General features: G+C 73.8%; 16 protein-coding genes. 15 read left to right on the top strand and 1 reads right to left on the bottom strand.

Annotation, left to right across the window (positions count from 1 at the left end; translation table 11 throughout):
• The first annotated feature begins 79 nt into the window (after positions 1 to 79).
• The 12 genes from ABZ386_RS41500 (at position 80) to ABZ386_RS41445 (ending at position 13,592) form a co-directional block, all read left to right on the top strand.
• Positions 80 to 415, top strand: a complete 336-nt coding sequence (locus ABZ386_RS41500; protein ID WP_351345180.1) for an antibiotic biosynthesis monooxygenase family protein — start codon at positions 80 to 82, stop codon at positions 413 to 415.
• Positions 412 to 1,680 (top strand): beta-ketoacyl-[acyl-carrier-protein] synthase family protein, encoded by a 1,269-nt coding sequence (locus tag ABZ386_RS41495; RefSeq protein ID WP_358968675.1) that lies wholly within the window; start codon positions 412 to 414, stop codon positions 1,678 to 1,680. Before ABZ386_RS41500 ends, ABZ386_RS41495 begins: the two co-directional genes overlap by 4 nt.
• On the top strand, positions 1,677 to 2,921 hold the full coding sequence (locus ABZ386_RS41490; protein WP_351345174.1) for a ketosynthase chain-length factor: 1,245 nt from the start codon (positions 1,677 to 1,679) through the stop codon (positions 2,919 to 2,921). The genes ABZ386_RS41495 and ABZ386_RS41490 overlap by 4 nt, the downstream gene beginning before the upstream one ends.
• Entirely contained in the window at positions 2,918 to 3,952 is a 1,035-nt protein-coding gene (locus ABZ386_RS41485) for a ketoacyl-ACP synthase III family protein (protein ID WP_351345171.1), read from the top strand. The genes ABZ386_RS41490 and ABZ386_RS41485 overlap by 4 nt, the downstream gene beginning before the upstream one ends.
• On the top strand, positions 3,949 to 5,004 hold the full coding sequence (locus tag ABZ386_RS41480; protein ID WP_358968672.1) for an acyltransferase domain-containing protein: 1,056 nt from the start codon (positions 3,949 to 3,951) through the stop codon (positions 5,002 to 5,004). Before ABZ386_RS41485 ends, ABZ386_RS41480 begins: the two co-directional genes overlap by 4 nt.
• Before the next feature lie 145 nt (positions 5,005 to 5,149).
• Complete coding sequence (locus ABZ386_RS41475; protein WP_351345165.1) at positions 5,150 to 6,400, top strand: P450-derived glycosyltransferase activator; 1,251 nt, start codon at positions 5,150 to 5,152, stop codon at positions 6,398 to 6,400.
• 34 nt (positions 6,401 to 6,434) lie between these two features.
• A complete protein-coding gene (locus ABZ386_RS41470) occupies positions 6,435 to 7,715 on the top strand; it encodes an activator-dependent family glycosyltransferase (RefSeq protein ID WP_351345162.1) in 1,281 nt (426 codons plus the stop codon).
• A 21-nt stretch (positions 7,716 to 7,736) separates the two neighbouring features.
• Complete coding sequence (rfbB, locus tag ABZ386_RS41465) at positions 7,737 to 8,720, top strand: dTDP-glucose 4,6-dehydratase (RefSeq protein WP_351345159.1); 984 nt, start codon at positions 7,737 to 7,739, stop codon at positions 8,718 to 8,720.
• 75 nt (positions 8,721 to 8,795) lie between these two features.
• Positions 8,796 to 9,785: an ATP-binding cassette domain-containing protein gene (locus ABZ386_RS41460; RefSeq protein ID WP_351345156.1), complete on the top strand. Its 990-nt coding sequence runs from the start codon at positions 8,796 to 8,798 to the stop codon at positions 9,783 to 9,785.
• Entirely contained in the window at positions 9,782 to 10,612 is an 831-nt protein-coding gene (locus ABZ386_RS41455) for an ABC transporter permease (RefSeq protein WP_114255105.1), read from the top strand. Before ABZ386_RS41460 ends, ABZ386_RS41455 begins: the two co-directional genes overlap by 4 nt.
• A 158-nt stretch (positions 10,613 to 10,770) precedes the next feature.
• The gene (locus tag ABZ386_RS41450; RefSeq protein WP_351345152.1) at positions 10,771 to 11,253 is read left to right on the top strand and encodes a glutathione peroxidase; all 483 of its coding nucleotides are present in this window, start codon (positions 10,771 to 10,773) and stop codon (positions 11,251 to 11,253) included.
• 53 nt (positions 11,254 to 11,306) lie between these two features.
• The gene (locus tag ABZ386_RS41445) at positions 11,307 to 13,592 is read left to right on the top strand and encodes an excinuclease ABC subunit UvrA (protein WP_356618315.1); all 2,286 of its coding nucleotides are present in this window, start codon (positions 11,307 to 11,309) and stop codon (positions 13,590 to 13,592) included.
• 155 nt (positions 13,593 to 13,747) lie between these two features.
• Here the strand turns inward: ABZ386_RS41445 and ABZ386_RS41440 are convergent, their stop codons facing one another.
• Positions 13,748 to 14,653: a LysR family transcriptional regulator gene (locus ABZ386_RS41440; protein ID WP_358968668.1), complete on the bottom strand. Its 906-nt coding sequence runs from the start codon at positions 14,651 to 14,653 to the stop codon at positions 13,748 to 13,750.
• Between the two features lie 92 nt (positions 14,654 to 14,745).
• Between ABZ386_RS41440 and ABZ386_RS41435 the strand changes: the two genes are divergently transcribed.
• From ABZ386_RS41435 to ABZ386_RS41425, 3 genes are all read left to right on the top strand, one after another.
• Positions 14,746 to 15,576 carry an oxidoreductase gene (locus ABZ386_RS41435; protein ID WP_351345146.1) on the top strand — a complete coding sequence of 277 codons (831 nt, stop codon included), beginning with the start codon at positions 14,746 to 14,748 and terminating at the stop codon, positions 15,574 to 15,576.
• A gap of 182 nt (positions 15,577 to 15,758) precedes the next feature.
• On the top strand, positions 15,759 to 17,336 hold the full coding sequence (locus ABZ386_RS41430; protein WP_351345143.1) for a S8 family peptidase: 1,578 nt from the start codon (positions 15,759 to 15,761) through the stop codon (positions 17,334 to 17,336).
• Positions 17,337 to 17,536: 200 nt separating this feature from the next.
• Complete coding sequence (locus ABZ386_RS41425; RefSeq protein ID WP_358968666.1) at positions 17,537 to 22,195, top strand: hypothetical protein; 4,659 nt, start codon at positions 17,537 to 17,539, stop codon at positions 22,193 to 22,195.
• Position 22,196 lies beyond the last annotated feature (1 nt).

Here is a 22,196-nt window from a genome sequence, read left to right as displayed (position 1 = left end):
CGAGGCACGCCACCGAGGGTTTCAGTCTGACCTCGGCGACGCGTCGCCGGACGCCCGGACGATGAGGAGCACCGATCCCATGTCAGCCGATCAGCCCGGCCCCGCCTCCGGCGGCCCGGCCACCTTCGTCAACAGCTTCACCCTCCGCACCACCCCGGAGGAGTTCGAGGACGTCTTCGCCCGCACGGCACACTTCATGGAGCGCCAGCCCGGCTTCCTCGGCTACACCCTCGTACGCCACCTGGAACAGCCGCACAGCTACGTCAACATCGCCCGCTGGGCCGACGTCGCCTCCTTCCGCGCCGCCGTCGGCCAGAGCGACTTCCGGCCGCACGCCGAGGCGCTGCGGGCGATCAGCACCAGCAGCTCCAACCTCTACCTGGAGCGGCGCAGCGCCACCGGGGAGGCGCGATGACCCGGCGGGTCGCGATCACCGGCATCGGGGTGGTGGCCCCCGGCGGCATCGGCACCAAGCAGTTCTGGCAGACCGTCACCGGCGGCCGCACCGCCACCCGGACCATCAGCCTCTTCGACCCCGCTCCCTTCCGCTCCCGGATCGCGGCCGAGTGCGACTTCGACGCCGCGGAGCAGGGCCTGACCCCCGAGGACGCCGAACGGCTCGACCGGGCGGCGCAGTTCGCCCTGGTCGCGCTGCGCGAGGCGATGACCGACAGCGGCCTGGAGCCCGACCCCGACACCGCCCACCGCACCGGCGTCAGCCTCGGCAGCGCGGTCGGCTGCACGCAGAAACTCGAAGAGGAGTACGTGGCCCTGAGCGGCGGCGGACAGGAGTGGCTGGTCGACCACACCGCCGCCAGCGCCCACCTGTACGACCACTTCGTGCCCAGCTCCATGGCCGCGGAACTGGCCTGGGAGGCCGGCGCCGAAGGCCCCTGCACCGTCGTCTCGGCCGGCTGCACCTCCGGCCTCGACTCGGTCGGCCACGCGGCGGCCCTCATCCGCGAGGGCACCGCCGACGTGATGATCGCCGGGGCCACCGACGCCCCCATCTCCCCGATCACCGTGGCCTGCTTCGACGCCATCCGGGCCACCTCACCCCGCAACGACGACCCGGCGACCGCGCTGCGCCCCTTCGACCGCACCCGCAACGGCTTCGTCCTCGGCGAGGGCGCCGCCGTCCTGGTCCTCGAGGACCTCACGGCGGCCCGGCGCCGCGGCGCCCACGTGTACGCCGAGATCGCCGGCTACGCCTCCCGGGGCAACGCGTACCACATGACCGGACTGCGCACCGACGGGCGGGAGCTCGCCGCCGCCGTCGACGCCGCCCTCGACGAGGCCCGGCTCGGCCCCGAGGCGCTCGGCTACGTCAACGCCCACGGCACCGCCACCAAGCAGAACGACGTGCACGAGACGGCGGCCCTCAAGCGCAGCCTCGGCGCCCACGCCCACCGGGTCCCGGTCAGCTCCATCAAGTCGATGATCGGGCACTCGCTCGGCGCCATCGGCTCCATCGAGGTCGCCGCCACCGCCCTCGCCCTGGAACACGGCGTCATCCCGCCCACCGCCAACCTGACCGACCCCGATCCCGACCTCGACCTGGACTACGTCCCCCTGCACGCCAGGGAGCGGACCATGTCGGCCGCGCTCACCGTGGGCAGCGGATTCGGCGGCTTCCAGAGCGCCATGGTGCTGCGCCGGCCCGAGGGGCGGGCCGCATGACCCCCGTCGTGGTCACCGGCATCGGCGTCGTCGCCCCCACCGGCATCGGGCTCGACGCCTACTGGGCGGCGACCCTGCGCGGCGACGACGGCATCCGGCGCGTCCAGGCCTTCGACCCCAGCCGCTATCCGACCCGCCGGGCCGGCGAGGTGACCGGGTTCGAGGCGGGCGACCACCTGCCGAGCCGGCTGATCCCGCAGACCGACCGCATGACCCAGTTCGCCCTGGCCGCCGCCGACTGGGCCGTCGCCGACGCCGGCCTCGACCTCGACGCGGTGCCGTCGCTGGAACGCGGCGTCGTCACCGCCGGCGCCTCCGGCGGCTTCGGCTTCGGCCAGCGCGAACTCCAGCACCTGTGGGGCGAGTCCCCCAAGAAGGTCAGCGCCTATATGTCCTTCGCCTGGTTCTACGCCGTCAACACCGGCCAGATCTCCATCCGGCACGGCATGAACGGGCCGACCGGCGTCTTCGTCGGCGAGCAGGCCGGCGGTCTGGACGCCCTCGCCCACGCCCGGCGCCAGATCCGCGCGGGCACCCGGCTGATGATCTCCGGCGGCATGGACTGCTCCCTGTGCCCGTACGGCATGGCCGCCCAGCTGGCCGGCGGACGGCTCACCGCCGACGCCTACCTGCCCTTCGACGACCGGGCCTCCGGTCATCTGCCCGGCGAGGGCGGCGCGCTGCTCACGCTGGAGAGCGGCGAAGGGGCCCGGGCGCGCGGGCGCGGTCACTACGGCGAGATCGCCGGGTTCGGCGCCACCTTCGACCCGCGCCCCGGATCCGGGCGGCCCCCGGCCCTGCGCCGGGCCGTCGAGCAGGCGCTCGCCGACGCCGGGGCCGCGCCGGAGGACATCGCCGTCGTCTTCGCCGACGGTGCCGGCGTGCCCGAACTCGACGCGGCCGAGGCCGCGGCGCTGACCGAGGTCTTCGGCCCGGGAGGAGTCCCGGTCACCGTGCCCAAGACCGCCACCGGCCGGCTCTACTCCGGCGCCGGACCCCTCGACGTGGTCACCGCCCTGCTGACCTTGCGCGACCGGCTCGCCCCGCCCACGGTCAACGTCTCGCGGGTCCCCGACCGCTACGGCCTCGACCTCGTCCTCGGGCGGCCCCGGCCGGTCTCCGGCACGGCGGCCCTGGTCCTGGCCCGCGGCCACCACGGCTTCAACAGCGCCATGGTCGTACGGGCCCCCGCGCCCGCCGACGCGGTCGCGCAGCGGTCCGGGGGGAGGGCCGCGGCATGAACGGCGGCGCGTTGTACATCCGGGCCACCGGGACCTGGCTGCCCCCCGTCGAACGGGTCGCGGACGCGGTCGCGGACGGCCGCTGCGACGCCGCCGTCGCCCGCTCCACCCGGATGGAGTCGGTGACGGTCTCCGCGGGCGACCCGGCCCCCGAGATGGCGGCCCGGGCCGCCCGGACCGCACTTCAGCGGGCCGCCGCCGAGCCCGGCGACATCGACCTGGTGCTGCACGCCAGCTTCTACTACCAGGGCTTCGACCTGTGGGCCCCCGCCTCGTACGTGCAGCGGGCCGCCGTCGGCAACCAGTGCCCCGCGATGGAGATCCGGCAGGTCTCCAACGGCGGCATGGCGGCACTCGACCTGGCCTGGGCCTACCTGGCCGCCGACCCGGCCCGGGTGGCGGCCCTGGTGACCACCGGCGACCGGTTCTGCCCGCCGGGGTTCGACCGGTGGCGCAGCGACCCGGGCACCGTCTACGGCGACGGCGGCACCGCCCTCGTGGTCTCGCGGCACTCCGGGTTCGCCCGGGTCCGCAGCATCGCGACCGTCTCCGCGCCCGACCTGGAGGGCATGCACCGCGGCGACGACCCGTTCGGGCCCGCCCCGTTCAGCCACCGCGAGGTCGTCGATCTCGACGCGCACAAGCGGGACTTCCTGGCCCGCCACGGCGTGGCCCCGACCGTCGCCCGGGTCGCCTCCGCGCAGGAGGCCGTCGTCAAGCAGGCGCTCGCCGACGCCGGGCTGGGCCTCGCGGACATCGACCGGTTCGTGCTGCCGCACCTCGGTCACCGCCGCCTGCACGTCGCCTACTTCGCGAAGTTCGGCATCGACCCCGCGCGCAGCACCTGGTCCTGGAGCCGGACCATCGGGCACCTGGGCGCCGGAGACCCCTTCGCCGGGCTCGACCACCTGGTCACCGGCGGGGCGCTCGGGCCCGGTGACACGTGCCTGCTCTTCGGCGTCGGCGCCGGCTTCAGCTGGTCCTGCGCCGTGGTCGAGATCCTCGACGCACCCCCCTGGAGGGACCGATGAACCACGTGCGACCGGCAGCGGACGGGCGGGACGGCGGCACGCCCCGCCCGGTCGCCCTGCTGCTGCCCGGCCAGGGAGCGCAGCACCCGCGCATGGCCGCGGGCCTCCTGGCCGCCGAGCCCGTCTTCGCCGAGGCGATGGAGGAGGCCCTGACCGCGCTGGCGGACGCCGCCGGGCCGGGCGCCCACGGCACCGGCCTGCGCGCGGACTGGCTCGGATCCCTCGACACCGCGCTGACGGACCACGTCACGCGCTCCCAGCCCCTGCTGTTCGCGGTGGACTACGCCCTCGGGCGGCTCGTCCTCGGCTGGGGCGTGCGCCCCGTCGCCCTGCTCGGCCACAGCATCGGCGAGGTGGCCGCCGCGGTCCTCTCCGGCGTCTTCACGCTGCCGGACGCCGCCGCCATGGTGCACGACCGCGTCGCCCGGCTGGCGGACGCGCCGCCCGGCGGGATGGTCGCCGTCGCCGCCACCCGGGAGGAGGTGGCGCCCTTCCTCACCGACGGTGTGGTCGTCGGCGCCGTCAACGCCCTGCGGCAGACGGTCCTGGCCGGCCCCGACGACCCGCTGCGCACCGTCATGGCGGCCCTGGCCGGCGCCGGTTTCGTGCTCCAGCGCGTACCGGCCTCCACGGCGTTCCACAGCCCGGCCCTCGCCCCGGCCATGAGCGGTGCCGACGAGCGGATCGCCACGCTGCCCGTCGGCGAGCCCCGGATCCCGGTCATGTCCGGGTACACGGCCCGGTTCCTGACGCCCGCGGAGGCGAAGGACCCGGCGTTCTGGACGCGGCAGCCGGTGGCGCCGGTGCTGTTCTGGCCCGCCCTCGACGCCCTCCTCGCCCAGGGCGGCGACCTGGTGCTGGTCGAGGCCGGGCCCGGGCAGGGGCTGTCGCAACTGGCCCGCCGCCACCCGGCGGTGCGCTCCGGCCGCTGTGCCGTCGTCCCGCTGCTGCCGGCCCGGCCGGGAACCGCCGAGGACGACGTGCGCGCCGTACGGGCCGCCGCCGCGGCGCTGCGGGACCTCGCCGGCGCACCGCAGGCGCGGCCCGTGTAGCGCGTGTCGAGTGCCTTTGTAGGCACGCGGCCTAGCGTCGCCCGTGGCGCTTCGCCCCTTTCCCCGTCCGCCGGACCCACGGCCTCCCGGCCGGATCCGCGGGCCTTCCTCACCTTGCCAGGACTCTTCTCCCAAGGACGGTGTCATGCTGACCGATCAGACCAACAGCGAGTTGGGCCGGCATCTGCTGACCATCCGAGGCGTCCAGTTCATCTTCGGCGCCCAGGGCGACCCCTTCGCCATGATCCTGCGCGCCGGCGACGACGACCCCCTCGGCCACGGGGCGCGCGCCCGCGAACAGGGCCTGCACGAGAGCAGCATCGGCGCGTGGGTCACCGCGCGGCGCGAACTCGGCGCCCGGATCCTCGGCGACGAGCGGTTCTCCCCGCGCCACGCCGAGGAGGGGCCGCAGGCCCACCCGGGCGTCGACGTCTGGGACAACCCCCTGCTGTGCCACGTCGTGCCCCTCGACGACGCCCAGCTCAACCGCGATCCGGCCGCCTACCGCGCGCTGGCGCGGGCCGCGGCCCCGCTGCTGTCGGCCGAGGCGCTCGCCGCGCGGCTGCCGGAGATCGAGGCGGCCTACCGCGAGGCGCTGGCCGCGACCGGCGAACGGTTCGACCTGTACCGGGACGTCGCCGTCCCCGCCGCCTTGCGCGTGGTGGCCGACGTGCTCGGCCTGCCCGAGGAGACGCGGCAGCGCCTGCCCGAACTGCACGCGGGTCTCGCCACCGCCCTGGACGCCGGCCACTGCCCGCAGCAACTGGTCGCCGCGCGGGCGCTGTTCACGGCCATGGCGGACCTCTCCGCCGAGCTGACCGGCCTGGTCGACAGCGGCCGTGCCACCGGCCTCGCCGCGCTCGGCGGTGTGTCGCCCGAGGACGCGGTCGCCGTCGGGACGCTCGCCGTCGTGGTGGGCGTCGAGGTCACCGCGACCGCCGTGTGCAACGCGGTCGAGGTCCTGCTGGACCACCGCGAGGAGTGGGAGCGGATCGGGCGGGAGCCCGAACGGGCCGGGGCCGCGGTCCGCGAGGCCCTGCGGCTCGCCCCGCCGCTGCGGTTCGAGAGCCGTATCGCGCGCGAACAGGCCGAGTTCGACGGCAAGACCGTCGAGGAGGGCCGGCGCGTCGTGGTGCTCGTCGACGCGGCCAACCGCGACCCGGAGGCCTTCGCCGACCCGGACGCCTTCGTCCCCGGCCGCGCCGACGCCGACCGGTCGCTGACCCTGCTCGGCGGTCCCGCGGCCCCGGTCACCGAGGCACTGGTCCGGCTCCAGACGGAAGCCGCGGTGCGCGTCCTCGCCGAGCTGCGGCCCGGCCTGCGCACGGGCGCCGAGGTGCTGCACCGCATGCGCTCGGCGGTGCTGCGCGGCGTCCTGCGCTTCCCGGTCGCATGACCGGGCCGACCATCACCAGGGGAGGAGCACCTCGGTGCGTGTACTGCTGACAGCCTTCGCACAGGACGCCCATCTCAACGGCGTCGTCCCGCTCGCCTGGGCGCTCAGGACCGCCGGGCACGAGGTCCGGGTGGCCAGCCAGCCGGCCGCGGTCGAGAGCATCACCCGGGCCGGTCTGACGGCCGTGCCGGTCGGCGACGACCACCGCATGGACGCCGTCATCCCCACCGTCGGCCCGGGGATGCTCATGCACCACCTGGACCGCGACTACCTGGAGAACCGCCCGGAGCGGCTGAGCCTCGACTTCCTGCGGGCGTCGAACGCGATGCTGACGGCGACCTTCTACGCGCAGATCAACAACGACTCGATGATCGACGCGCTCGTCGACTACGCCCGGTTCTGGCAGCCGGACCTGGTGCTCTGGGAGCCCTTCACCTTCGCCGGCGCCGTCGCCGCCAAGGCGACCGGGGCCGCCCACGCCCGGCTCCTGGCCTTCCCCGACCTGTTCGCGAACACCCACCTGACGCTGCGCCGGCGGCAGGCGGAACTGCCCGCGGAACTGCGCGACGACCCGCTGGAGGAGTGGCTGGCGTACACCCTCGACCGGCACGGCGCCGCCTTCGACCCGGACGTGGTCACGGGGCAGTGGTCGGTCGACCAGATGCCTCCCGGCGTGCGGATGGAGCTGGGGCTGCCGACGGTGCCCACGCGCTACGTGCCGTACAACGGGCCCGGCCCGGCCGTCGTGCCCGACTGGCTGCGCCGGCCGCCGGAGCGCCGCCGGGTCTGCCTCACCCTCGGGCTCACCATCCGGGACACGGAGTTCCCCAACGCCGTCGATGTCGACGAGGTCTTCGCCTCGCTGGCCGACCTGGACGTCGAGGTGGTGGCGACGCTGAGCGAGAAGGAACTCGCCCAGGTGTCGCGGGTGCCGGACAACACGCGGGTCGTCGACCACGTGGCGCTGCTCGCGCTGCTGCCCACGTGTTCGGCGATCGTCCACCACGGCGGGGCCGGCACCTGGGCGACCGCCGCCGCGCACGGGGTGCCGCAGGTGGCGCTCGGCTGGATGTGGGACGCGATCTACCGGGCTCAGCGGGTGGAGGAGCTGGGCGCGGGGCTGCACCTGCACTCCGAGGGCCTGACCGTGGAGGTCCTGCGCGACAAGCTCGTGCGGGTGCTCGACGACCCCTCGTTCACGGAAGGCGCCCGACGGCTGCGCCTGGCCATGCTGTCGGCGCCGAGCCCCAACGAAGTGGTGCCCACACTCGAAAAACTGACGGCTCGTCACCGCCCGGTGGCCGCGGCCCGCTGACGCGACGAGGACGGGAGAAGCGTGAACATCCTGGTGACCGGTGCGGCCGGCTTCATCGGCTCGCACTTCGTCAGAACGCTGCTGAGCGGCGGATACCCCGGGCACGAGGACGACCGGGTGACCGTCCTGGACAAGCTCACCTACGCGGGGACGCTGAAGAACCTGCCCGCACACCACCCGCGGCTGACCTTCGTGCACGGCGACATCTGCGACACCCCCCTGCTGGACAAGGTGTTCCCGGGCCACGAGGCGGTGGTGCACTTCGCCGCGGAGTCGCACGTGGACCGCTCGGTGGCGGGCGCCGAGGCCTTCGTCCGCACCAACGTGCTCGGCACGCAGGCCCTGCTCGAAGCGGCGCTGCGGCACGGCACGGGCGTCTTCGTCCAGGTCTCCACGGACGAGACGTACGGCTCCATCGCCGAAGGGCGCTGGACGGAGGACGAGCCGCTGCTGCCCAACTCGCCGTACGCGGCGTCGAAGGCGTCGGCCGACCTCATCGCCCGCTCGTACTGGCGCACCCACGGCCTCGACGTGCGCATCACCCGGTGCGCCAACAACTACGGCCCCGGCCAGCACCCCGAGAAGCTGGTCCCGCTGTTCGTCACCCGGCTCCTCGACGGGCAGCCGGTCCCGCTGTACGGGGACGGCTCGAACCTGCGGGAGTGGCTGCACGTGGACGACCACTGCCACGCGGTGCGGCTGGTGCTGGACCGGGGCCGGCCGGGGGAGATCTACAACGTCGGCGGCGGCACCCATCTGACCAACAAGGAGATGACCGGCCGCCTCCTCGCGCTCTGCGGACGCGACTGGGACCTCGTGCGGCGGGTGGCGGACCGCAAGGGGCACGACTTCCGGTACGCCGTGGACGACTCGAAGATCCGCCGCGAACTGGGCTACGCACCCCGCTGGTCGCTCGACGACGGGCTGCGCGAGACGGTCGAGTGGTACGCCGCCCACCGTGACCACTGGGACGCCCGGGAGGAAGGCGCCGACGGGGGGTACTAAAACTTGAATATCCGGGTCGCCCTCCTCTATGCTCGCCGGGTACCCAAATTTGAGCACCCGAAAGAAGGGGCGGGCATGGGCGGCGCCGACCTGGCGATCCAGACCGAAGCTCTGAAGAAGAAATACGGCGACAAGGAGGCCCTCGCGGGACTCGACCTGGAGGTACCCCGAGGCGTCGTCTACGGCCTTCTCGGCCCGAACGGCGCCGGAAAGACCACCGCGGTCCGCATCCTCTCCACCCTGCTGAAGTACGACGAGGGAACAGCCCGGGTCGCCGGCTACGACGTCGCCACCCAGTCGGCCCAGGTCCGCTACAGCATCGGACTCCTCGGCCAGCACGCCGCGGTGGACGAGGACCTGAGCGGCCGTCAGAACCTCGTGATGTTCGGGCGCTTATACCACATCGGCAAACGCAACGCCCAGGCCAGGGCCGACGAACTGCTGGAGCGCTTCGGCCTGACCGAGGCCGCCGGCAAGCCGGCCAAGCAGTACTCCGGCGGTATGCGCCGGCGGCTCGACCTCGCCGCCAGCCTCATCCTGGCCCCGTCCGTGCTGTTCCTCGACGAGCCCACCACCGGGCTCGACCCGCGGGGCCGCAACGACGTCTGGGAGTCCGTCCGCGGCCTGATCGCCGAGGGCCGCACGGTCCTGCTGACCACCCAGTACCTCGAGGAGGCCGACCAGCTGGCCGACCGCATCGCCCTGATCGACAACGGCAGGGTCGTCGAGTCCGGCACCCCGGACCAGCTCAAGAACAAGATCGGCGGCGACCGGATCGACGTCGTCCTCCGCCGCGCCCACGACCTCGACCGCGCCACCCGCACCATCGGCGCCCTGCTGCGCGCCGAACCCGAGACGGACGCCGACAACCGGCGCATCAGCGTCGTCGTCGACAACCGCGTCGCCGCCCTCACCGCCGTCGCCCGCGAACTCGACGACGCCGGCATCGAGGCCGAGGACATCGCCCTGCGCAGGCCCACACTCGACGAGGTGTTCCTGAACCTGACCGGCAACGGGGCGGCCACGTCCGCCGAGCAGAGCCTCAAGGAGGTCGCCCAGTCATGACCGCGATCATCGCGCCCGAACTGCCCAGGAACCCGCTGGCCAAACTGGGCTGGGTCCTCGCGGACTCCTGGACGCTCACCCTCCGCGGACTGTCCCACTGGGCCCGCAACCCCACCCAGATCCTCGCCGGCCTCGCCTTCCCGATCCTGATGGTGCTGCTCTTCGGCGGCATCTTCGGCAGCGGCATGCAGGTCGAGGGCGGCGGGGACTACATGGAGTTCCTGATGCCCGGCATGTTCGTCATGTCGATGGCCTTCGGCATCGGCGAGACCATGGCCGGCGTCACCGCCGACGCCTCCAAGGGCGTCACCGACCGGTTCCGCTCCATGCCCATGTCCGCCGCCTCCGTGGTGATCGGGCAGAGCATCGTCAACATGCTCTACAGCACCGTCGTCCTGATGATCCTCATGGGCTGCGGGGTCATCGCCGGATGGAGCTGGAGCGACGGGTTCATGCAGGCGCTCGGCGCCTTCGCGCTCCTGCTCCTGCTGCGCTTCGCCCTGCTCTGGGTCGGCATCTACCTCGGTCTGATCATCAAGACCCCGGAGGCGGCCTCCGCCGTCTACACCCTGCTGTTCCCGCTCGGCATCGTCGCCAACACCTTCGCCTCCCCGGAGATGATGCCGGGCTGGCTGGCGACCATCGCCGAGTGGAACCCGCTGTCGTCCACCGCCCACGCCACCCGTGAGCTGTTCGGCAACCCCGGGGTGGGCGGCACCTCCTGGATCGCCGAGCACGCGATGCTCATGTCCTTCGTCTGGCCGCTCGCGATCTTCGCGGTGTTCTTCCCGCTGGCCGTCCGCAAGTACCGGGCCCTGAGCAGGTAAGGGCCCCTGTACCGGGGTGTGAGCCGGCTGATCCCCCGGGCCGGCTCACACCCCCTCAGCCTGCCCGCCTCCCGGCGGGCGGTCCGTCGAGCCGAGCGCGAGGGGCCCACGATGCGACGTCGACCGCGTCCGGAGCGGACGAACCTAGCGTGCACGGCATGACCGTCTTCGACATCGCCATCGCGGACCTGAACGGCAAGCCCGACCTGCTGTCCCGGCACCGCGGCCGGACCCTGCTCATCGTCAACGTCGCCTCCCGCTGCGCCCTGGCCGGCCAGTACGCCGGACTGGAGGCGCTCGCCCGCCGCCACCACGAGGACGGGCTCAGCGTCATCGGGGTGCCCTGCAACCAGTTCGGCGAGCAGGAGCCGGGCACCCCCGAGGAGATCGCCGACTTCTGCTCCGCCCGGCAGATCTCCTTCCCGCTCACCGAGAAGACCGACGTCAACGGAGCGGACCGCCACCCCCTCTACGCCGCCCTGACCCCCTTCGCCGACGCGGAGGGCCACACCGGGGACGTGCGCTGGAACTTCGAGAAGTTCCTCGTCTCGTCCGCCGGCGCATGCGTGGGGCGCTTCGGCCCCACCGTCGAACCGCAGGACCCCGAACTCCTGCGCGCCGTCCGCGCGCAGGTGCAGTGAGCTCGACGCGTCACACCGCCTCGACGACTCACCCGATGCAGAGAGGATGATTTGTGAACCAGACGCCGGTTACCGCAACCGACGAGGGCATTCAGGTCGTCGGTGCCCGAGAGAACAACCTGAAGGACGTCTCCCTCGTCATCCCCAAGAACCGCATCACCGTCTTCGTCGGCGTCTCCGGCTCCGGAAAGTCCTCCCTGGTCTTCGACACCGTCGCCGTGGAGGCCCAGCGGCAGCTCAACGCCACCTTCCCCTGGAACATCCGGCACGACCTGCCCAAGTTCGAACGGCCGCACGTCGACGCGGTCACCAGGCTGACCACCCCGGTCGTCGTCGACCAGCGGCCCCTCGGCGGCAACGCCCGCTCCACCGTCGGCACGGTCACCGACGTCTACACCGTGATGCGCGTGCTCTTCGCCAACCACGGCAACGACGGCCTCGGCCAGACCTGGCTCTACTCCTTCAACGACCCCAAGGGCATGTGCCCCGAGTGCGAGGGCCTCGGCCGCGCCCGGCGCGCCAGCCCCGAGCTGATGATCGACCGCGGGAAGTCGATCGCCGAGGGCGCCATCCTCCTGCCCGGCTACACCGTCGGCAGCGCGAACTGGCAGTTCTACGCCAACTACGAGCGCCTGGACGCCGACAAGAAGCTCGCGGACTACACCGACGAGGAGATGCACACCCTGCTGCACGGCAGCAACGGCACGGTCGAGGTGACCTACCCCAACGGCAACGTGCTGGCCCTGCGCTACGAGGGCCTGGTGGACAGCTTCGTCCGCCGCCATCTGAAGCGGGACACGGGCGGCATGAGCAAGGCCGCGCGCGACAAGGCGGCCGAGTTCTTCACCGAGGGCGTCTGCCCCACCTGCGAGGGCGCCCGGCTCAACCAGAAGGCGCTCGCCACCCGCATCGACGGCCACAACATCGCCGACTGGTCCCAGATGCAGGTCAGCGACCTCATCGGGGTCGTCGCCACGCTCCGGGAGCGGCTCGACACACCGCTCGTCACCACCATCATCGAGACCCTGGAGCAGATCCAGGCCATCGGCCTCGGCTACCTCACTCTGGACCGCTCCACCTCCACGCTCTCCGGCGGCGAGGGCCAGCGGCTCAAGCTCGTCAACCACCTCGGCAGCGAACTGACCGGGCTGACCTACATCTTCGACGAACCCAGCGTCGGCCTGCACCCCCGCGACGTCAGCCGCCTCAACGACCTGCTGCGCGCCCTGCGCGACAAGGGCAACACGGTCCTCGTCGTGGAGCACGACCCGGACGTCATGGCGGTCGCCGACCACGTCGTCGAGATCGGCCCGCGGGCGGGCGTGCACGGCGGCACCATCGTCTTCGAGGGCTCCTACGAGGAACTGCGCGTCGCGGACACGCTGACCGGGCAGGGGCTGCGGCGCACGGGCGGGATCAAGGAGAACCCCCGCCCGTGGGGCCGGACCCTGCCGATCGTGAACGCGACGGCGAACAACCTGAAGAACGTCTCCACCGAGATCCCCACCGGTGTCCTGACCGCCGTCACCGGAGTGGCCGGCGCGGGCAAGAGCTCCCTGATCGCCCACGCCTTCCGAGCCCAGTTCCCGGGGGCCGTCTTCGTCGACCAGTCGCCCATCCCGCGCTCCTCGCGGTCCACCCCGGCGAGCTACCTCAAGCTGATGGACCCGATCCGCAAGCTCTTCGCCAAGGCCAGCGGCGAGGACGCCAGCCTCTTCAGCTTCAACTCCAAGGGCGCCTGCGAGGAGTGCGAGGGGCGCGGCCTGCTCATCACCGAGGTCGCCTACATGGACCCGGTCACCACGCACTGCGAGGTCTGCGAGGGCCGCCGCTTCAAGGAGTCGGTGCTCCAGCACCGGGTGCGCGGCAAGAACATCGCGGACGTCCTGGAGATGTCCGCCGAGGAGGCGGGGGAGTTCTTCCTCTCGGGACCGCTGCGGGCCAAGGCCAACGCCCTCATCGAGACCGGCATCGGCTACCTCGGCCTCGGCCAGTCGCTGGCCACCCTGTCCGGCGGTGAGCGCCAGCGGCTCAAGCTCGCCGACCGGCTCTCCGGCTCCGGCACCGTCTACATCCTCGACGAGCCGACCACCGGCCTCCACCTGTCCGACATCGACAACCTCGTCGGCCTGCTCGACCGGATCGTCGAGCGGGGCAACACCGTCATCGTCATCGAGCACGACCTGGCCGTGATCTCCCAGGCCGACTGGGTCATCGACCTCGGCCCCGAGGGCGGCAACACCGGCGGCGAGATCGTCTTCACCGGCACCCCCGCCGAACTGGCACAGGCCACGCACTCCCACACCGGGCAGCACCTGAGCCTCTACCTGGCGCAGTAGGGCGCCCCACGCGGCGGACGGCGGGACCGGCCCGAACGGGCCGTCCGGCTGTCCGCCGCCGTCGCGCGCCGCTCGGCGTTCGAACCGGCGCAGGCCGAGGCAGCCCGGCCCGGACACCGCCGCCGCGTGCCACCGCCCCCTGCCCGCGCGGCCGGCTACACCCCTCCCGTCACCCGCCGGCACGCCTCCGCGTACGCCCGTACCAGGGGCCGCCGGGCGTCCTCGCGGCGCCAGGCCAGGACGTAGCGGCTGGGTGTGACGCCGCGCACCGGGCGGGCCGTCACGCCGCCCAGGCTGAGCAGGGGGACGTTGCCCGCGGCCACGAGGCACACCCCGAGGCCCGCCGTCAGGGCCTCGTACGTCTCCTCCGTGCTCGCGATCTCGGCGCCGATCCGGGGCGGGCGGCCGGCGCGGGCGTCCAGGGCGAGCCAGTAGTCGCGCAGTGGGCCCGTGCTCTCGGGCAGGGCGAGGAACGGCTCGTCGAGCAGGTCCAGGAAGTCGATCTCGGTGCGGTCGGCGAGGGGGTGCGTGTCCGGCAGGGCGACCATGAGCGGTTCCTCGGCGACGACCGTCCAGGCGTAGCGGTCCTGGCCGGGCAGCGGGAGCCAGACGAACGCGACGTCCGCGGTGCCGTCGGCGAGACCGGCGGTGGGGTCCTCCCAGTTGACCTGCCGCAGCCGGAGGGCGGTCTCCGGGTGCGCCGCCGTGAAGCGGGAGCGGATCGCGGGCAGCAGCCCCCCGCGGACCGGGCTGGTGCTCATGCCCACGACCAGCGTGCCGCGCCGCGCGGCCCGGACGGATTCCATCGCGGCCGCGCCCTCCTCCCACGCGCCCAGAACCCCGCGCGCGTGCGGCAGCAGTGCCGTACCGGCGTCGGTGAGGGCCACGCCGTGCCGGTCGCGCCGGAACAGTTCGACGCCCAACTGCCGCTCCAGGGCCCGGATCTGCTTGCTCAGCGCGGGCTGGGAGACGTACAGCCGCTCGGCGGCGCGGGTGAAGTGCAGTTCCTCGGCCACCGCCACGAAGTAGCGCAGGTCCCGCACGTGAACGTCCATCGTCATAACCATCGGCTATCACCGAAAGTCTTGGACGGGCAACTGGCCGAAGAGGAAGGGTGGTTGGTGCAACGGAGGAGACGAGACGAGGAGCGGTCATGCACAAGGTCTGGCTGATCACGGGCGCGAGCAGCGGTTTCGGGCGGGCGATCGCCGAGGCCGCCCTCGCCGCGGGCGATGTCGTGGTGGGCGCGGCCCGGCGCCCCGAGGCGCTGGACGACCTGGTCGCCGCCCACCCCGACCGGGTCGAGGCGCTGCGCCTGGACGTCACCGACACGGGCGCCGCCGAGGCCGCCGTACGGGACGTCGTGGCGCGGCACGGGCGGATCGACGTCCTGGTCAACAACGCGGGCCGGACGCACGTCGGGGCGTTCGAGGAGACCACCGAGGAGGAGCTGCGGGCGCTGTTCGAGGTGCATGTCTTCGGCCCGGCCGCCCTCACCAGAGCCGTGCTGCCGCACATGCGCGAGCGGCGTTCGGGCGCGATCGTGCAGCTGAGCAGCATGGGCGGGCAGCTGTCCTTCGCGGGCTTCTCGGCGTACAGCGCCACGAAGTTCGCCCTGGAGGGCCTGTCCGAGGGGCTCGCGGACGAGGTCGCCGAGTTCGGTGTCAAGGTGCTGATCGTCGAACCGGGCGCCTTCCGTACCGGCCTGTTCGAGACCGGACGGGCCGGCGCCAGCCAGGACAGCGGCGTGTACGCCAAGGTGCGCGAGACCCGCGGCCTCGTCGCGGGCGGCGACGGCACCCAGCCCGGCGACCCGGCCAAGGCCGCGGCCCTCATCTTGGCCGCGCTGGAGGCCGACCCCACGCCGCTGCGGCTGCCCCTGGGCGACGACGGCGTCAGCGCGGTCCTCGGCCACCTCGACCAGGTGCGGGACGAGGTCCTGGCGTGGGAGAAGCGCAGCCGGAACACGGCGTTCGACGACTGACGTCACCCGGCGAGGGCCCTGCTCGTCCGTGCAGGGCCCTTGTGCAATTCCTGTGGAGGCCTCAATCTTTCGGCTGACGCACAGGAGTCACCCCTTGATTGACATGACCATGACCTAAGGGGTGCTCCGACGGGCGTGCACCACACCCCACAGCGCACCACCGATCGAGGAGGACCCCTCAGATGGCAGTGATGCGTACTCCCCACAGACCCACCCGGCGAAGACTGGCCGCGCTCGGCGCGACGGCCACCGCGGCGCTCGTCGCGAGCCTCGTCTCCGCCCTCCCCGCCGGCGCGGCCCCGGCCGCCGAAGGGCGCGTCCAGTACCAAGGCGCCGCGAACGCCGTCGCCGACAGCTACATCGTCACCCTGAAGACCGAGAAGGCCGGTTCCGCCGCGGGCCGCGCCCTCGCGCACAAGTACGGCGCCGCCATCGAGCGCACGTACACCAAGGCCCTCAACGGCTACGAGGTCGAGGCCTCCGCCTCCGAGGCGAAACGTCTCGCCGCCGACCCGGGCATCGCCTCCGTCGTGCAGAACCGGACGTTCTCCATCACGGCGACGCAGCCCAGCCCGCCCTCCTGGGGCCTGGACCGCATCGACCAGAAGAACCTGCCGCTGAACAGCTCCTACACCTACCCGGACGCGGCGGGCGAGGGCGTCACCGCGTACGTCATCGACACCGGCGTCCGCATCACGCACGGCGACTTCGGCGGCCGCGCCTCCTACGGCTACGACGCCGTCGACAACGACAACACCGCCCAGGACGGCCACGGCCACGGCACGCACGTCGCCGGCACGGTCGCCGGCAGCGCCTACGGCGTCGCCAAGAAGGCCAAGGTCGTCGGCGTCCGCGTGCTGAACAACTCCGGCCAGGGCACCACCGCCCAGGTCGTCGCCGGCATCGACTGGGTCGCCCGCAACGCGGTCAAGCCCGCCGTCGCCAACATGTCCCTCGGCGGCCCCGGCGACACGGCCATCGACACGGCCGTCCGCAACGCCATCACCTCCGGCGTCACCTTCGTCGTCGCGGCCGGCAACGAGTCCACCAACGCCTCCACCCGGTCCCCGGCCCGCGTCACCGAGGCCGTCACGGTCGGCGCGACGACCTCGGGCGACGCGAAGGCGAGCTACTCCAACTACGGCTCCGTCCTGGACCTGTTCGCGCCCGGTTCGTCCATCACCTCGGCCTGGAGCACGGGCGACTCGGCGACCAACACCATCTCCGGCACGTCGATGGCGAGCCCGCACGTCGCCGGCGCCGCCGCGCTGTACCTGGCGGACAACCCCGCGGCCACCCCCGCGCAGGTCTCCTCCGCACTGACCTCCGCCGCCACCACCGGCGTCGTCACCAGCCCCGGCACCGGATCGCCCAACCGGCTCCTGAACGTCGGCGGCGGTACCACCACCCCGCCCGGCCCGCGCTTCGAGAACACCACCGACCAGGCCATCGCCGACAACGCCACCGCCGAGTCCCCGGTGACCGTCTCCGGCGTCTCCGGCAACGCCCCGTCGGCCCTGGCCGTCGAGGTGCACATCGTCCACACCTACATCGGCGACCTCCAGGTCCAGCTGATCGCCCCCGACGGCACGGCGTACACGCTGAAGTCGTACGGCACCGGCGGCAGCGCCGACAACATCGACACCACCTACACCGTGAACGCCTCCTCGGAGGCCGCGAACGGCACGTGGAAGCTCCGGGTGAGCGACAACGCCCGCATGGACACCGGGCGGATCGACGCCTGGGCACTCCAGTTCTGAGCTTGAACTCCTCCTGACAACGACCGGCAGTCAGGCGTCCCTCGCCCTCGCGGCAGGCTCCGGGTCCCCGACCCGGCCCGCCCCGAGGGCGAGTTCGTCTCCCCGGGGGTTCTCGCGCATCCGGGTCCACTACGGGGTGGTTGTGCTTCTATGGGTGCGGAATGAGCAGAGGGAGACGCGCGATGGACGGGATGCGCTGAATGCTGGACGACGCCTCCCTGTCCGTGACCGCGGCGGCCGGCACGGCCGTGACCGAAGCCGTCGGCACCGAGGCATGGCCCGCCGTGCGCGCCGCGGCGGCGCGGTTGCTGAGCCTGGGCACCCCGGGTGACGTCCGGACGCATCTGGCGCGCCTGGACCGCGACATGACCGCCCTGCTGGAGCAGCACGACGAACGGCTGCGCATCCGCCTGGAGTCCGCCTGGCAGACGCGGTTCGAGGTACTGCTGGACGGGACGGCGGACAGCGAGCGTACGGAACTCCTCGCGCGGCTCCAGGACTTGGCCCTGCTCGGACAGGGCCGGTACGCCCTCGCCGCGCGGCCCGGGCTGTCGCCGGCGGCACCGGCCGCGCCCGTGCCGCCGTCACCGGCTCCGTCCTGCCCGCCCCCCTCTTCGCCCCTTTCAACCGAGGCGCCCGACCCCGACGGCACGGTCCACGCCCCCGTGCTCGTCGGGAGACTCCCCACCGCGGCGGGGCCGTTCCGTGACCGGCCCGACGCGGGCCTGCCGGACGGCCTGTGGGACGGACCCTCGCCCACCTGGGCCCTCGTCGGGCCCCCCGGAGTGGGCAAGACGCGGCTCGCCGCGCATCTGGCCCGTCGCGTGCTGCGGGACGGGGCGGCCGATCTCGTCGTGTGGATGACCGCCACCAGTGAGGACGCGGTCGTCTGCGGCTACGCCGAGGCCGCCGAGGCCGTCACCGGGCACGGCAGCGCCCAGCCCGAGCATGCCGCGGAGGCGTTCCGTTCCTGGCTGAGCTGGACCGACCGGCGCTGGCTCGTGGTGCTCGACGGGCTGCCCGGCACCGCCGAACTGCACCATCTGTGGCCGCCGGAACGCCCCAACGGCCGCGTCCTGGTCACCACCGGCCACGCCGGGTCCCTGCCGGACGGCAGCAGCCGCCTGGACCTCGGGCCGTGGGACGAGCGGGCCGCGGCCGAGCAGTTGACGCGCGAACTCGCCGAACTCGGACGGACGGACGACCCCGCGCACATCGCCGCCCTGGCGGCCGACCTCCGGCAGCACCCGCTGGCGCTGTCCACGGCGGCCGCCGACCTGGCCTTCACGGGCCGGAGTTGCGCCGCCTACCGCACGGCCCTTCGCGAGGTACGGCAGGAGCCGGCCCCGAGCAGCACGGACGCGGCCCGCGCCGAAGCCGGTGGCGGAGCGGGCCCCGACCTGGTCACGGCCTGCTGGTGGCTGTCCATCGGGACGGCCGACCGGCACGCCGCCGGCCTCGCCCGCCCCCTGCTCGAACTGGCCGCCGTGCTCGACCCGCACGGCGCGCCCGTCGCCGTCCTCACCAGCGCACCCGCCCTCCAGCACCTCGCACGCCGCCGGTCCCCGTCGCCCGGCGACTCCCCGCAGATCGCCTCCCCGGACGCCCCGACCGCCCTCGACGCCCTGACCGCCCTCGACGTGCTGCACCGCCTGCGGCTGGTCGAACGCGGCGGCGACGCGGAGCACCCGACGGTACGGCTGAGCACCCTGGTGCAGAGCACCGTCCGCGCGGCGGTGCCGGCCGAGGACCGGGACGCGCTCGCCCTGAGCGCGGCCGACGCGTTGCGCGCGGTGTGGCGTACGGCGTCGGGCGCGCCCCGGTCCCCGCTGTGCCGGGCGTTACGGTCCTGCACCGACGTCCTGGCCGGGCACGCGCGCGAGGCCCTCTGGCAGCCGCAGTGCCACCCCGTGCTGTTCCAGGCCGGCCGGAACCTCATCGCCGCCGGGATGGTCCGCGCGGCCCGGGTGCGCTGGGAGTGGCTGCACGCCGCCCTCCACCACCGCTTCGGCCCGGACCATCCCGACACCCTCGCCGCCCGCGGCCATCGCGCCCGGGTGCGCGGCGCCTCCCAGGACGCGCCCGGAGCGGTGACGGCCTACCGCGAACTCCTCGACGACCTCGTCCGGGTCCTCGGCCCCGACCATCCCGACGTGTTCACCGTCCGGGACAACCTGGCGCTCTGGCAGGGCGTCGCGGGCGACCCGGCGCGCGCGGCGGCGGCCTACACCGACCTGCTGGCCGACCGGCTGCGCGTGCTCGGGCCCGATCACCGCGACACGCTCCTCACCCGCCACAACATCGCGCTGTGGCGCGGCACGGCGGGTGACGCGGCGGGCGCGGCGGCCGCCTACGCCGAACTCCTCGACGACATGGGCCGGGTCTTCGGCGTGAACGACCCGGCCGTGCTCGACACCCGCGACCGGCTGACCGAGTGGCGCAACCGCGCGGCCGACGCGGCGGCCGCCGCCCGGGCCCCGATGAGCCCGGTGCGCGAGCCGGCGCACCCGGAGCCGCCGGACCCGGGATTCTGGGCACCGCCCGCGCACTCCACCGCGCCCGGCCCGGACGGAGCCGGGCCGGTCGCGGTGCCCGCCCTCTCCGCCGAGCGGCTGCTGCTCGAACCGTCGTGGGCCCGGCGGCTGCGCCTGCGGCTGACCAGGCGCGGACCCGAGACCCGGGGGCGGCGGTCCGGGGCGGACGTGCTGCGCGCGCCCCTGGCCGGCTGCCACCGCATCGCGGTGATCAGCCTGAAGGGCGGCACGGGCAAGACCACCACGGCGGCCGCGCTGGGCGCCACGCTGGCGGGCCTGCGCGACGACCCGGTCATCGCGGTGGACGCGTCGCCGGAGGGCGGCACCCTCGGCCACCGGGTGGGCCGGGAGAGCGGCTCGACCGTCCTCGACCTGCTCGCCGCGCTGCCGGATCTCCAGGACCCCGAGGACGTCCGCGCCTTCACCGCCCGCGGCCCGGAGGGCCTGGAGGTCCTCGCGCAGGACGTCGCCCCGGGGCTGTCCGCGCCGTTCGGCATCCAGCAGTACCAGCGCCTCGTGGACGCGCTGAGCCGCGCCTACCCGATCATCGTCACCGACTCCGGCACCGGTCTGCTGCACGAGGCCGTGCGGGGTGTCCTGGCCCTCGCCGACCAGGTGGTCGTCGTCGCCACCGCGAGTGTCGACGGCGCCGAGGTCGCCTCCGTGACCCTGGACTGGCTCTCCGCCCACGGCCACGCCGAACTGGCCCGCCGCGCGCTGGTCGTGCTCTCCGGGGTGCACGCCGGGTCCTCCCTGGTCCGGACGGACCGCATCGTCGAGCACTTCGCCCAGCGCTGCCGGGGCGTCGTCCGCGTGCCCTTCGACGAACACCTCGCCACCGGCGCCGGCCTCGACCTGACCCACCTCCGCCCCGAAACCCGCCGCGCATACCTCGACCTCGCCATCCAGGTCGCCGAGTGCTTCCGAGGCCCTCATCCCATCGCCGCCAACGCCCTGGATCCGCCTGCCCCTTCACCGGTGTCCGGTCCTTCGCGGGTGTCTGGCCGTTCGTCGGTGTCTGGGTCTGAGCCGGTGTCTGGCCCTTCGTCGGTGTCTGGGTCTGGGCCGGTGTCTGGCCGTTCGTCGGTGTCTGGGTCTGGGCCGGTGTCTGGCCGTTCGTCGGTGTCTGGGTCTGGGCCGGTGTCTGGCCGTTCGTCGGTGTCTGGGTCTGGGCCGGTGTCTGGCCGTTCGTCGGTGTCTGGGTCTGAGCCGGTGTCTGGCCCTTCGTCGGTGTCCGGTCCTTTGCCGTCGACTGGTACTTCGTCTGTGTCCGGTCCCTCGGCGTCGAGCGCTCCCTCGGCGTCGAGTGGTCCCTCGGCGTCGAGTGGTCCCTCGGCGTCGAGTGGTCCTTTGCCGTCGACTGCTCCTTCACCGGTGTCCGGGCCTTCGCCGTCGGCCGGGCCCCTGCCGGTGTCCGGGCCCTTGCGGGTATCCGGGCCTTGGGCAGCGCCCGGGCCTTCGCCATTGTCCGGGCCGTTGCCGGTGCCCGGGCCGTTGCCGGTGTCCGGGCCTTGGACGGCGCCCACCCCTTCGCCTTTGCCCGGGCCGTCGCCGTCGACCGGGCCTCGGCCGGCGTCCGACGCTTCGCCGGCGTCCGACTCCCCGGCGCTGCCCGACTCCCCGGCAGCCCCCGCTCCCGCGACACCGAGCCACCCGGTTCCCTCGGCACCAGCGCGCCCGGTTCCCTCGGCACCAGCGCGCCCGGTTCCCTCGGCACCAGCGCGCCCGGTTCCCTCGGCACCAGCGCGCCCGGTTCCCTCTGCCTCACAAGACCCGGCTCCCGCCCCCTCACCCGACCCGGCCCCCTCGACCCCGGTCGCCCCACCTCCCCCCTCCCCAAGCGCCCCGGACATCCCGCCGCCGGCTGCCCCTGTCCCTGTCCCCCCGCCGCCGTCCGCCTTTGTCCCCCCACCCTCGGCCGCCAAGGACCCCTCCGGCCGCGGCCGCCCAGCCGCCCCCAAACCCCCTGGCCGGCCCCGCCGTCGCCCCCGGCTGGTCCTGGTGGACGACGCCGTGCGGGTCGGCGTGCCCACCACGATCGAGTTCCGGCTGACCACCGTCGACCCGTCCGAGGCACCCCCGCCAGGCCCGCCGGAGAACGTCCTGGTGATCGCCACCACCCGGTCCGCCGCGACCCTGGAGCCCTCCGCCGCCGACTGCGTGACGGACGCCGAGCCCGCCCGGTTCGTCTTCACCGCCCGGGACCCGGGCGAACACCGCCTGCGCTTCACGGTGTACGACCCGGACTACGGCAGGGCACTGCAAGTCCTGGAGACCACCCTCCCGGTCCCCGACCCGGCCCCGGAACCCCTCGGAAGGTCGTGAC

The sequence above is a fragment of the Streptomyces sp. NPDC006140 genome (assembly GCF_040628815.1).
In the GTDB taxonomy this organism is placed as follows: domain Bacteria; phylum Actinomycetota; class Actinomycetes; order Streptomycetales; family Streptomycetaceae; genus Streptomyces.
This window is presented reverse-complemented; position numbering and strand designations above follow the sequence as displayed.

Coding starts and splice junctions, on each gene's coding strand:
- ABZ386_RS41425 (WP_358968666.1), top strand. CDS start 17,537: ATGCTGGACGACGCCTCCCTGTCCGTGACCGCGGCGGCCGGCACGGCC.
- ABZ386_RS41480 (WP_358968672.1), top strand. CDS start 3,949: ATGAACCACGTGCGACCGGCAGCGGACGGGCGGGACGGCGGCACGCCC.
- ABZ386_RS41430 (WP_351345143.1), top strand. CDS start 15,759: ATGGCAGTGATGCGTACTCCCCACAGACCCACCCGGCGAAGACTGGCC.
- ABZ386_RS41475 (WP_351345165.1), top strand. CDS start 5,150: ATGCTGACCGATCAGACCAACAGCGAGTTGGGCCGGCATCTGCTGACC.
- ABZ386_RS41495 (WP_358968675.1), top strand. CDS start 412: ATGACCCGGCGGGTCGCGATCACCGGCATCGGGGTGGTGGCCCCCGGC.
- ABZ386_RS41500 (WP_351345180.1), top strand. CDS start 80: ATGTCAGCCGATCAGCCCGGCCCCGCCTCCGGCGGCCCGGCCACCTTC.
- ABZ386_RS41450 (WP_351345152.1), top strand. CDS start 10,771: ATGACCGTCTTCGACATCGCCATCGCGGACCTGAACGGCAAGCCCGAC.
- ABZ386_RS41435 (WP_351345146.1), top strand. CDS start 14,746: ATGCACAAGGTCTGGCTGATCACGGGCGCGAGCAGCGGTTTCGGGCGG.
- ABZ386_RS41455 (WP_114255105.1), top strand. CDS start 9,782: ATGACCGCGATCATCGCGCCCGAACTGCCCAGGAACCCGCTGGCCAAA.
- ABZ386_RS41485 (WP_351345171.1), top strand. CDS start 2,918: ATGAACGGCGGCGCGTTGTACATCCGGGCCACCGGGACCTGGCTGCCC.
- ABZ386_RS41490 (WP_351345174.1), top strand. CDS start 1,677: ATGACCCCCGTCGTGGTCACCGGCATCGGCGTCGTCGCCCCCACCGGC.
- ABZ386_RS41460 (WP_351345156.1), top strand. CDS start 8,796: ATGGGCGGCGCCGACCTGGCGATCCAGACCGAAGCTCTGAAGAAGAAA.
- ABZ386_RS41440 (WP_358968668.1), bottom strand. CDS start 14,653: ATGACGATGGACGTTCACGTGCGGGACCTGCGCTACTTCGTGGCGGTG.